Source organism: Actinoplanes sp. NPDC048988 (assembly GCF_043197815.1).
In the GTDB taxonomy this organism is placed as follows: Bacteria; Actinomycetota; Actinomycetes; order Mycobacteriales; family Micromonosporaceae; genus Actinoplanes.
Genome location: NZ_JBICTW010000005.1, coordinates 555,654 through 567,254, shown reverse-complemented (window position 1 = coordinate 567,254; position 11,601 = coordinate 555,654). Strand labels below are relative to the sequence as shown.

Genomic DNA, 11,601 nt, shown 5'->3' with positions numbered 1-11,601 from the left:
TTGAAACCATTCTGTCCTACGCTCCGATCAGTTGCAATTTGCTACTGATCGGAGCGGTGATGGGTGTCCGGCATCGGCTGTTGCTGGCGGCGGTCTGCGGGGTAGCGGTGGCGAGCGTCTATGTGGCGCAGCCGATCCTGAAGCCGATGGGCCGGGACCTCGTCATCGAGCCGGCGGACACGGGATGGCTGGTGGCGATCGGGCAGATCGGTTACTTGATCGGACTCGTGCTGCTCGTGCCGCTCGGCGATGTGGTGGACCGGCGACGGCTGATCGCGGCGCAACTCGCGCTGACCGGGACGGGCATGCTCGTCACCGGGTGCGCGGGGTCGGCTTGGGTGGCGTTCGCCGGCCTGGGCGTGGCGGGGCTGTTCGCGGTGGTCGTGCAGACTACCGTCGCGTACGCCGCCGCGGTGGCGCCGGCCGCGGAACGGGGCCGCACCATCGGGATCGTGACGTCCGGAGTCGTGATCGGCATCCTCGGCGGCCGCGTTCTCGCCGGGGTGCTCGCGCAGGCCTGGCAATGGCGAGGCGTCTACGTCGTTCTCGGGCTGGCCGCGGTCCTCCTGGCGGCGGTCGTCCGTGTCGCGCTGCCCGCGGACCAGCGTCGCGCGGGCGCGACGGTCCCCCTGGGTGGGTTGCTCACGGAGCGATTGTTCTGGTCGCGGGGCCTGATCGCGTTCTTCGCCTTCGCGTCGTTCGGCACACTGTGGAGCGGGATGGCGCTCCCGCTGGCCGACCGGCCATGGTCGCTGGGCGAGGCGCAGATCGGGCTGTTCGGGCTGGCCGGCCTGGCCGGGGCGCTGGGCGCGGCGCGGGCCGGGCGCTGGGCGGACGCCGGGCGTGCCCGCGTGGTGACGGGGGCCGCGCTCGTCCTGCTCACGGCGTCCTGGGCGGCGATCGCGCAGTTGACCCGGTCGCTGTGGCTGCTGGCCGCCGGGATCGTGGTGCTGGACTTCGCCGTGCAGGCCGCGCACGTCAGCAACCAGCATCGGCTGACCGCCACCTACCCGGACCGGTCGGGCACGGTCATCGGGGCATACATGGTGTTCTATTCGTTGGGTTCCGCGCTCGGCGCCGCGGCGACCACCGCTCTGTACTCGGCGGGCGGATGGGCCGCCTCCAGCGCGCTCGGCGCGGTGTTCGCCGCCGGCGCGCTGGCGGCGTGGGCGATCGGCCAGCCGGCCCGGCCTCGGCTACCCGCCCGCTGACGCGAACTGTGCGATCACGAAGTTCACCATCGCGTACGCCATGATGGAGACCACCACACCCACGACGGCGTACAGGATCGTGTTCTTGGCGCTGGTGATCGCGCCTTGATCGCCGCCCGACGTCGTGTATCGGATGCCGCCGATGATCAGCATGAGGACGGCGACCGCTCCGATGACGAACAGCATCACGTTGGTGATCACCAAGAAGATCCCGTCGGGGTTGTCGGCGGGAACGCGGTCGGCCACGAACACCACCGCACCCGTCAGCGCCCCGACGGTCGTGAGCGCGGCGACGGCGCCCCGGACCGCCCGGCCGCGCCAGAAGCGGGCCAGGGCCGGCCGGGCCACCGTGGCGCCGGCGCTGGAGGCGAACCCGGCGGCGGTGAAGAGCTTGAACAGCTTGCCCGGCCGCTGATCGATGATGCCCTGCCACTCCCGGGAGAGGTCGGCGGCGTCGCGGGGATCGGCGGTCCACCGGTAGGCGGCCCAGTTCACGAGGTGACGGGCCAGCCACGGCGACAGCTCGCCGAACTCGTTGACGAACAAGCCCACGACGATCGCGCCGAGCACGTTCTTCGTGGTCGCCGCCCACCAGGTCACGGCGACCAGCGCGGCCACGGTGACGAGCACCTTGATCCGCGTGCTCACCGGGCACCGCCGAACCCGAAGCCGAGACCCCATCGTGGTTGCCGCCGGCTTGAGCGGCGCTCCTCGATCAGGGCCAGCGCGCTGACCCGGCCGTTCGGGGTCAGCTGATAGAACCGCCGCGGCGGCGTGGTCTGCTCGGGTTGCGGAGCCTCCCACTCGGCGGCCACCCAGTCGGCCTCGCGCAGCCGGTCCAGGATCCGGTACACCGTGGGGCCGGCCCGCTTGGTCGCCTTCATGATCGCCCAGCCGTGCTGCCGGAAGTCCTCGGTGCTCAGCAGCACTTCGAGAACGTCCAGCAGAGGCTGGGTGACACGCACAGGTCCCTCTGCCATGCGCTTATCGTACCTAGGTACAGGTAGATGTTCGCGCTGTCCGGCACAGACCCGGCGCGTGGATTTCACCGTGTTCTGGAACAGCTCGGGCGACCTCGCCGTGCGGACCACGTGCGACTGACCACTTCGATGCGGGCGCCGGGAGTCAGCTGGGCAGTGCCTCGTACCGCTTGATGAACGGGGGCAGGCTCACCGACTCCCGTGCCAGCTCGCGCAGGAAGACGAGGTGGGTGCGGCGCCGCAGAACCCGTTCCATCCAGTACGGCCGGTGCACCCGGAACGCGCTCTCCACCGACGGGGTCACCGGCGTCGGCAGCCCGAGGCGGATCTTGATCTCCTGACCGGCGCGTTCGGCCAGGCCGAAGTCCGCCCTCAGATCCTGGACGAGATCGGTCAGCTCGTCCTGCGCCTGCTTGATCCGGCCGAGGTCGTGTTCATCGCGGATCCGGGTCTCGATGTCGAGAATCCAGCCGCGGAACCGGGCGGCCTTGGCCGTGTCGCGGATGTCGATAGCCGTGCGCAGCAGGTCGCCACGGCTCGTCGCCTGCCCGATGACATACGAGGCGATGAGCGGGAACTCGGCCCGCAGAGCCGGCGCGGTGAACTCGGCGTTTATCGAATCCCGCACCTCCTTGCGCAGTTGCTCCCCGACGCCGAGCGCCATCCGCCGGAACCGGTCCACCGGCTCGGTGAGCTGCGACGCGATGGCCCCCGACCGCCACGCGTGCGGCACGTACGACAAGCTCAACAGGTGCGCGAGCTGTTGGTAGTAGAAGCCGCGGAAGGTGAAGAGGGCGAAGTTCCGCAGCTCGGGCGTCAGGATGTCGAGTCCGTCCACGAAGTCGTCGAGCCGCTGCCGCAGCCCGGCGAGCGTGGCCGAGTCGGCCGGCCGGGCGTCGACCATGCTGGGGCTGGCGATGTGGTAGACCGACGACATCGTCTTGTCGACGAAGTCCTCGTGGTCCCGATAGATGTCCGGCAGTACCTCGACCTCGCGCAGCGAAGGCAGGAAGCCGAGCTGGGTCCGCAGTTCCCCCGAGGCGACGAGATGACTGGCCTGCTGGATGCTGAGATCGAAGAGCTCGTCCACGATGGCCACCTCGCCGACGGCCGAGAGTTCCGTGTCGAGGTAGAACGACGAGCTGTTGTCACTGGCCCGCTCCAGATCGGGCCAGGCGTGCTCCACCCGGCTGGCCGAGTCGACGAGCAGATCGTTGGCGAGAACGATCATCTCGAGGACGTCCATGAGCGACCGGAGATCCACTCCGGGTGGCAGCGTGCGCGACAGGGCGGGCTCCCACTCGAGCGCACGCCGTGCCCCGAAGACGGTCGTGTTGTCGAGTAACACCGCGCCCTGGAACTGCGGCGCCGGCGTCTGAGCCGGCGCCTCACGAGGGCGCCGCGAAGGCCACTTCCACATCCGTTCACCATGACACGCCGGATCGGTGATCCTCGATAGCCGGCCCTCGATCTGACAGGTGAGGCCGTGCGAGTGAGGGCGGCGGTCAGAAGACGTGGCCGAGCAGGTCTATCTCGCCGGGTGGCCAGGTGGCGGTGGTCACGGGGCGGGCCATCAGCTCGTGGGGGGTCACTGAGCGGGCCAGGCCGATCACCTGGTGGTCGTTGATTTTCACCCAGCTCAGGGGGTTGGCCACTCGGGTGAAGCCGTGGCGGGTGTAGAGGGTGTCGTCGTCGGCGAAGAGGAGGATGAAGTCCATGGCGCAGGCGGTGGCGTAGGCGGTCAGCTCGGTCAGCAAGCGGCCGGCCAAGCCCTGGCCCCGGTGGGTCGCGCGGACGCACAGGTCGACGACGCCGAACGTGCGCAGGATCCGGTCGCCCACGCGGATCACGCGGAGTTCGGCGCCCAGGTGCGCCACGACCGCGGGGCCGTCCGTCACGACGTACCGGAAATGGGGTGGGATCTTGAAGTAGCTGCGGTCCGGGTAGCCGGGAAAGCAGTCCGCCAGCAGGTCCCGCAGGCTGCCGTGCAGTTCCGGGCCGATCTCGGGCTCGGGCCACCGGGTCAGCTCCGTCGTCATCGGCCGGACTCTAGCCCGCCGTCGCCGGGTACCGGCCAGGGAGGGTCTTTGGGCCAGGGCGTACCGGAGAAAACGGATGTCCTCCTCCGATCAGCCGCCTTCGCGCGCGACGGTTACCGTCGCGGTGGACGGCGTACTTACGATGGTGGATCTGACCTCGGGGGGACCGGTGAGGCTGCGATGACCGCCGCATACGAGATCGTGTCGCCGCCCACCGGCGCGGTGCCGGCGCGGGCGCGGCTCGCGACCGACGCGGGCGTCGAGTCGCTGGACGGGCTGTGGCGTTTTGCCTGGTCGCCGACGGCGGACACCGGGCGGCAGCCGGGCGATCCGGGTGTGGACTGGGACGAGATCCCGGTTCCCGGGCACTGGCAGCTCTACGGGTACGGCGCACCGGCGTACACCAATGTGCGTTTTCCCTTCCCGATCGACCCGCCGCGGGTGCCGGAGGCGAACCCGACCGGCGAGTACCGGCGGATCGTGCGCCGGCCGCAGGACTGGGACGGCGGCCGGGTCCTGCTGCGTTTCGACGGCGTCGACTCGTGGTTCGAGGTGTGGGTGAACGGCGTCTCCGTCGGGACCTCGTCCGGCAGCCGGCTGACCGTCGAGTTCGACGTGACCGGCGCGCTGACCGGCGGCGACGACGTTCTCGCGGTCCGGGTGCACCAGTGGAGTTTCGGCAGCTACGTCGAGGACCAGGACCAGTGGTGGCTGTCCGGCATCTTCCGGTCGGTCGCGCTGCTGCATCGGCCGGAGGGCGGAATCGACGACGTACGGGTGGTGGCCGGCTACGACCACGTCGAGGGCACCGGCACGTTGACGGTCGAGGCGACGAGCAGCCGGCCGGTCCGGTGGGAGCTGTCCTCGCCGCTGAACGAGGTCCAGCCCTGGTCGGCCGAGAGTCCGCGGCTCTACCAGCTGCTCGTGAGCACCGACGCCGAGACCGTGTCGCTCGACGTCGGATTCCGGACCGTCGGCGTCGAGGACGGCCGTCTGCTGCTCAACGGCGCGCCGCTGGTGTTCCGCGGCGTCAACCGGCACGACTTCGACCCGGAGTGCGGCCGGGCGGTGTCGCGCGAGGTGATGGAGCGCGACGTCGCGCTGATGAAACAGCACCACATCAACGCCGTACGCACGAGCCACTACCCGCCCGACCCGTACTTCCTCGAACTGTGCGACCGGTACGGCCTCTACGTGATCGAGGAGTGCGACCTCGAGACGCACGGCTTCTCGCTGGCCGGCTGGCGCGGCAACCCGTCGGACGACCCGGCCTGGGCCGGCGTCTACCTCGACCGGATGCGGCGCATGGTCGAGCGCGACAAGAACGCGCCGAGCGTCGTGATCTGGTCGCTCGGCAACGAGGCCGGCTGGGGCCGCAACCTGGCCGCCAACGCCCGCTGGACCGCCGAGCGGGACCCGGACCGGCCGGTTCACTACGAGGGGGACGCCGAGTGCGAGAGCGTCGACGTCTACAGCCGGATGTACGTGGACTACGACGAGCTGGCGGCGATCGGCCGGGGCGAGGAGCCGCCGCTGGCCGACCCGGACCGGGACCGGCGCCGCCGCGGCCTTCCGATGATCATGTGCGAGTACGGGCACGCGATGGGCAACGGGCCCGGCGGCCTGGCCGACTACGAGGCCGTCATCGACGCCCACCCGCGGCTGGCCGGCGGCTTCGTCTGGGAGTGGATCGACCACGGCCTCGGGCCGGAGCGGCGGTACGGCGGTGACTTCGGCGAAACCGTGCACGACGGCTCCTTCGTCATCGACGGGCTCGTGCGGCCGGACCGGACGCCGTCGCCCGGCCTGGCCGAGTTCGCGGCGGTGATCGCGCCGGTGCGCCTGCGGCTGGACGGCGGCGAGCTCGTGGTCGAGAACCGGTGGAGCTTCACCAGCACCGGCAAGGTGGTCTTCGCCTGGTCCACGGAAACCGACGGCATGGTCGTCGACGAGGGCGTGCTCGACGTGCCCACGGTGGCCCCGCTGTCCTGGCGGCGCGTCCCCCTTCCGCTGGCCGCGGGCGCCGGGCTGACCGTCACGGCGACGGTCGAGGGCAACGCGCTCTCCTGTGCGCAGCGGCCGGCCCCGGCGTCACCCGTCGCCCCGGGACCGCTCACGCCGGCGCGGCCGGCGACGCTGGGGCCGTTCCCGATCGCGGCGCTCACCCTGGACGCCTGGCGGGCGCCGACGGACAACGATCACGCTTCGCTGGAGGAGCGATGGCGTACGGCGGGCCTGCACCAGCTCGTCGAACGAACCGTGGAGGAACGGCCGGACGGCGAGTGGTGGCGCCGGCGTGTCCACTACGGTTCGCCCGGGCTGGACAGCGGTTTCGAGGTGGAGTACCGCTGGGCGGCGGCCGGTGACGCCCTGCGCCTCGAAGTCGACATCGACCGGCGCGGCGAGTGGCGGCTGCCCCTGCCGCGCCTGGGCGTGGCGCTCGCCCTGCGGACCCCCGAGCCGGGCTCGGTGTGGCTGGAATGGCTCGGCCTGGGCCCGGGGGAGAGCTACCCCGACTCGCGGGCCGCCGTCCGGCACGGGCGGTACGGCATGACGGTCCGGGAGGCCCAGACCCCGTACGTGGTGCCGCAGGAGAACGGCAACCGGTCGGCGGTGAGCCGGCTGACGCTGTCGAATCCGGAGGGTGACCTGACCATCGAGGGCGACCAGCCGTTCGAACTGGCCGTACGCCCGTGGTCGACCGCCCAGCTCGAGAAGGCGCGGCACGCCCACGAACTGACCGAGGGCGACCTGCTCTGGGTTCACCTGGCGGCCGGCGTGACCGGCCTGGGCTCGGCCAGCTGCGGCCCGGCCGTGCGGCCCTCGGCGGAGTACCGGGCCGCACGGGCGCGTCTGGGCTTCACCATCACTTCTGTGTGACGAGCTCCTTGGCCGCGTCGCGGCGGTTCGCGGCCAGACTGGTCAGGGTGACGGTGAGCAGGGTCAGGGCGATGAAACCGAGGGAGGCCAGCGTCGGCACCTCGGGCAGGGACGGCCAGATGCCGTGCGCCCAGTGCAGGACGAGCTTCACGCCGATGAAGGCCAGGATGATCGCCAGGCCGTAGTCGAGGTGGCGCAGCTTGTCGAGCACGTTGCGCAGCACGAAGTAGAGGGCGCGCAGGCCCATCAGCGCGAACGCGTTCGTCGCGAAGACCAGGTACGGGTCCTCGGTGACGCCGTACACGGCCGGAACCGAGTCGACCGCGAACACGATGTCGGTCATGAAGACGGCGACCACGACCACGGCCAGCGGGGTCAGGGCCCGGCGGCCGCCGTCGCGGACGACCATCTTGGCGCCCCGGTAGTCCCTGGTCACCGGGAAGAAGCGGCGCATCAGCCGGACGCTGCGCATCTGATCGATGTCGATCGCGCGCTCCTCGTCGCGGGCCGCGTCCCGCATCACCTTCACCGCGGTGAGCAGCAGCACCGCGCCGAACAGCAGGAAGGCCCAGGTGCCGGCCTGAAGGACGGCGGCGCCGGCCGCGATGAAGACGCCCCGCAGGACCAGGGCGCCCGCGATGCCGTACAGCAGAACCCTCTGGGCCAGGGCCGGCGGCACCGCGAAGGCGCCCAGCAGCAGCATGAAGACGAAGAGGTTGTCGACCGACAGGGACTTCTCGACCACGAACCCGGTGTAGAACTCGACGGCCGGGCGGCTCCCGTACGCCCACCACAGCACCAGGCCGAAGACGGCCGGCAGGGTCAGGTAGAAGACCGACCAGCCGACCGCCTCGCGCATGGGCACGTCGTGGGGCTTGCGGGTGACCCAGAAGTCGGCCGCCAGCAGGGCGACCAGCACCAGGATGCTGATCGCCCACAGCTGCGGAGAGGCAACGGATTCGAGCATCGGGGAAGAGCCTCCTCGGACATACGTCATCGTCCGAGGTCTCCCTCACCCGCTGGATCGCGGGCGAGCGTACGGGGACGTACCGGGACGTCCGTGATGACCGCAGCGCTCTGAGCGAGGTACTCCCCTCAGCCCGGAACCCTAGTCACCCAACCTGTACGCCTCCTGAACGTGCCCATCCAACCTCCCCGCCACCGCCCTTGACCGGACTAAAGACTTTCGATCCAGACGTTCCGGTACTGAACCTTGTTGCCGTGGTCCTGCAGGCGGATCGACCCGGTCGCCGGGCCCTCCGGGATGTTGCCGCCGGTGCCGTTGGGGATCTCGACGTTGTTCTGCACCGTCCGGCCGTTCCAGACGACCGTCACCCGGGCGTTCTCGGTCTTGGCGCCGGAGGCGTCGTAGCGGGCGGCGCGGAACGTGATGTCGTACTTCTGCCACGTCTCGGGCGGCGTCGCCATGTTCACGTCCGGCGCCTTGACGGTGTAGATGGCGCCGGCCTCGTTGTTGTCGAGCGTCGTGTCCCCGTACGAGTCAAGAATCTGAATCTCGTAACGCTCCTGCTGGTAGACCCCGCTGTTGCCGCGGTTCTGGCCGGTCACCTCCGGCGGGAGCAGTGGCACCTTGAACTCGACGTGCAGCTTGTAGTCGCCGAAGGCTTCCTTGGTACGCAGGTCACCGCAGCAGACCTCGGTGGCGCTCTTGTCGATGATCGGCCATTGCGGGCGGCGGCCGTCGGTGTGCTGCCAGTTGTCCAGGCTCTTGCCGTCGAACAGGACGATCCGCTTGCCGGGCTCGCGCACGCTGATCAGGTCGAGGTTGACGTGCCCGGTGTCGAGGGCGTCGACCCGGTACTGGATCTTGCTGACGCCCTTGGTGAGCCGCAGCGTCTCGGTGGCGGTCGCCCACTCGTCCCAGGTGACCGTCGACGGCAGCGACACCTGCTTCACCTTGCGGTCGTTGACGTGCACGCTGACCGTCTTGGCGCCGCTGAACGGGTTGGGGCCGTTGGAGTAGCGCAGCCCGACCGCGTAGTCGCCGGTCTTGTCCACCGTGACGTGCGTGGTGGCCGAGGCGTTCAGGTTGCCGAAGCCGGCCACGAACCCGACGCCGGAGTAGCCGCGGTGGTCGGTCGCGAGCGACGCTCCGCCCTCGCGGGAGCCCTCCTCAACCTCGTAGAAGACCTCCTGCTGGCGCGGGCCGGGCTTCTCGTTCATCGTGTACCAGGCCTCGGTGCTCCAGAGCGTCTCACCGTCGCGGGCCGCGAACGGCCGCGGCGAGCGCAGGTGCACGACGCGGTCGCGGCGCAGCCCGTCCACGGTCAGCGTGACCGTCTTCCGGTCGCCCGAGACCTTGGCCCCGGTCACCTTCAGCGTCTCCTTGTCGACCTCCGGCCCGCCGTACTGCTCGGTCGGCACATAACGCCACTGCTCGATGCCGTACGCCGTGGGCAGTTTCGCGATGGTCTCGTCCGACAGCGGCTTGGTGTACTCGATGGCGAAACCGGTCGAGGTCGCCTTCAGGGTCTTCATGTCGAAGACGTTCTTGCCGTTCGGGGTGAGCTTCTGCAGGCCGAAGCGGAGCTTGCCCTCCTGGCCCCAGTTGCCGTCGGCGCCGAGCCCGCCGAGGTAGAGCGAGCCGTCCGGGCCGAGCGAGACCCGGTTGACGCCGGCCTCCAGGCCCTGTGTGTGCCGGAAGACCGCGCCCTGCTCCTGGCCGTTCACCTTCTCCAGGTACGCCCGCTGCAGGCCGCCGTAGGTGACGTCGCCGATCACGAACTGCCCCTTGTACGGGCCGGACTTGAGCTGGACCGGGGTGCTGGGCGAGTTGGCGATCTGGTTCTGCGGCAGCCACAGCACGGGACGGGTCACGGGCTGAGCGTCGTACGGGCCGTCGGGGTTGGTGTAGTGGTTGTAGAACGCGCCCTTGGAGATCTTGATGAGCTTGGACGAGGGCAGCCAGCCACCCTGGTTGTCGGTGACGTAGAGGCTGCCGTCGTCGCCCCAGCCGATGCCGTTCGGTGTGCGCAGGCCGCCGGCGACCGTGGTCACCTGGCCGGTCTTGCGGTTGACGACGATGCTCGTGCCGCGCCCGCCGACCGGCTGCGGGTCGGTGGTCGCCCCGCCCAGGTTGATCGAGACCGACAGGTTCAGATGGAAGTTGCCGTCCTTGTAGAGCAGCCCGAACGCGAACTCGTGGAAGTTGCCGCCGAACGGCCACACCGCCACCGTGCGCCGCGCGTCGAGCACCTGGTCGCCGTTGGTGTCCCGCAGCTCGGTCAGCTCATGCTTCTGCGAGACGTAGACCAGGCCGTCGACGACGGCGATGCCCATCGGTTCCTTGAGGCCTTCGGCGATTTTCCGGTACGTGACCGGGCCCGGCCCGGTCGCGCCGGTGACCAGGTAGACCTCGCCGGCCACCTTGTCCGAACCACCCCAGGTGGACATGACCATCTTGCCGTCGGGTCGCCAGGCGATGCCGGTGACCTGCGGCTCGAAGCCCGGCGGGCGCAGGTTCGTGAGGTCGTATCCGGGGTTCACCGCGGTCAGCGGCAGCCCGTCGCCCGGGGTGTCCGTGCCGGAGGTGCACTCCTTGCGGCCGGGCGCGGTCACCCGCACCACGCCGGCGTCGGTGCTGAGCGCGCTGGTCGGCACCACCGCGAAGTCGCTCGAGCCCGGCGTCTTCCACGACAGGGTGAGGCGCTGGCCGCCGTCGCGGTCGAAGTGTTCGACGCGGATCGGGTAGACGCCCGCGGTCAGGTCGATCGTGCCCTCGCCGGGCGGCTCGACGTCGTGCAGGCCGTCGTGGTCGATCAGCAGGGTGTCGCCGATGAACAGCTTCGAGCCGTCGTCGCTGACGAGCCGGAACGTGTACGCCCCGGTGGCCGGCACCGTGAGGTTGGCCAGCGCGTGGGTGACGAAGTTGTCGCTGAGGCCGAACTGGTCGGTGCTCGACCAGTCCACCGTGGGCATCAGCTTGTCCACGTTGGGGGTCTGGCCGGGTTTGAGCTCACAGACCCGGCTCATCGCCGTGCCGATGTCGTACGTCCGGAGCGTCACCCCGGGTTCTTGCGGAGGATCGGCGGCAGCGGCGGCCTGGGCCGGCACCGTCGCGAAAGTTCCCACTAGCAGGGCACCCACGAGCAGTCGTTTCATCGGCGCTCTCCGATTACAGCCGTGATTCAGGATGGTGAATATCGTGGGCCACTTTTGCCGGGGCGTCCATGGCTTTCGAAGATCCTGCCCGAACTTTCCTCGTACGAGTCAAAAGTGCCGCTCGGATGATCGGCTGGTCGCCATAGACGGACGGGCTGTGCGATGCAACCAAATCTCGGGGGTTGAGACATTGAAGAGTGTCTTAACGCGGGGTTAAGGTGAGCCACTTGCTCGGGGAAAGGGGCTTAGTCATGCACAAGCGTCTTGCTATTTTCTCCGTATCGGTGCTGTTGGGTGCATTCATATTTCACGTGACACCCGCTTCTGGACATGACCATGTCCATGTGCATTCGCACGACCATGCGCATG

At 69.8% G+C, this 11,601-nt stretch carries 8 protein-coding genes; 2 read left to right on the top strand and 6 right to left on the bottom strand.

Features of this window, described 5'->3' with window-relative positions; genetic code table 11:
• Positions 1 to 59 precede the first annotated feature (59 nt).
• On the top strand, positions 60 to 1,211 hold the full coding sequence (locus tag ACGFJ7_RS20555; RefSeq protein ID WP_392643136.1) for an MFS transporter: 1,152 nt from the start codon (positions 60 to 62) through the stop codon (positions 1,209 to 1,211).
• On the opposite strand, the gene ACGFJ7_RS20550 is transcribed toward ACGFJ7_RS20555, so the two are convergent.
• The 4 genes from ACGFJ7_RS20550 to ACGFJ7_RS20535 form a co-directional block, all read right to left on the bottom strand.
• Positions 1,197 to 1,859 carry a hypothetical protein gene (locus ACGFJ7_RS20550; protein ID WP_392643134.1) on the bottom strand — a complete coding sequence of 221 codons (663 nt, stop codon included), beginning with the start codon at positions 1,857 to 1,859 and terminating at the stop codon, positions 1,197 to 1,199. The genes ACGFJ7_RS20555 and ACGFJ7_RS20550 overlap by 15 nt on opposite strands.
• Positions 1,856 to 2,191 carry a PadR family transcriptional regulator gene (locus ACGFJ7_RS20545; protein ID WP_392643132.1) on the bottom strand — a complete coding sequence of 112 codons (336 nt, stop codon included), beginning with the start codon at positions 2,189 to 2,191 and terminating at the stop codon, positions 1,856 to 1,858. Before ACGFJ7_RS20545 ends, ACGFJ7_RS20550 begins: the two co-directional genes overlap by 4 nt.
• 145 nt (positions 2,192 to 2,336) lie before the next feature.
• Positions 2,337 to 3,611 carry a hypothetical protein gene (locus tag ACGFJ7_RS20540; protein ID WP_392643130.1) on the bottom strand — a complete coding sequence of 425 codons (1,275 nt, stop codon included), beginning with the start codon at positions 3,609 to 3,611 and terminating at the stop codon, positions 2,337 to 2,339.
• A gap of 85 nt (positions 3,612 to 3,696) precedes the next feature.
• Entirely contained in the window at positions 3,697 to 4,230 is a 534-nt protein-coding gene (locus tag ACGFJ7_RS20535) for a GNAT family N-acetyltransferase (protein WP_392643128.1), read from the bottom strand.
• Positions 4,231 to 4,410: 180 nt separating this feature from the next.
• Between ACGFJ7_RS20535 and ACGFJ7_RS20530 the strand changes: the two genes are divergently transcribed.
• Positions 4,411 to 7,110 (top strand): glycoside hydrolase family 2 TIM barrel-domain containing protein, encoded by a 2,700-nt coding sequence (locus ACGFJ7_RS20530; protein WP_392643126.1) that lies wholly within the window; start codon positions 4,411 to 4,413, stop codon positions 7,108 to 7,110.
• Here ACGFJ7_RS20530 and ACGFJ7_RS20525 read toward each other — a convergent pair.
• Positions 7,097 to 8,077, bottom strand: coding sequence for a TerC/Alx family metal homeostasis membrane protein (locus ACGFJ7_RS20525; protein ID WP_360251542.1), 981 nt, complete (start codon positions 8,075 to 8,077; stop codon positions 7,097 to 7,099). The two genes, ACGFJ7_RS20530 and ACGFJ7_RS20525, sit on opposite strands and share 14 nt — an antisense overlap.
• A gap of 209 nt (positions 8,078 to 8,286) precedes the next feature.
• A complete protein-coding gene (locus ACGFJ7_RS20520) occupies positions 8,287 to 11,232 on the bottom strand; it encodes a family 16 glycoside hydrolase (protein WP_392643124.1) in 2,946 nt (981 codons plus the stop codon).
• Positions 11,233 to 11,601: the final 369 nt, after the last annotated feature.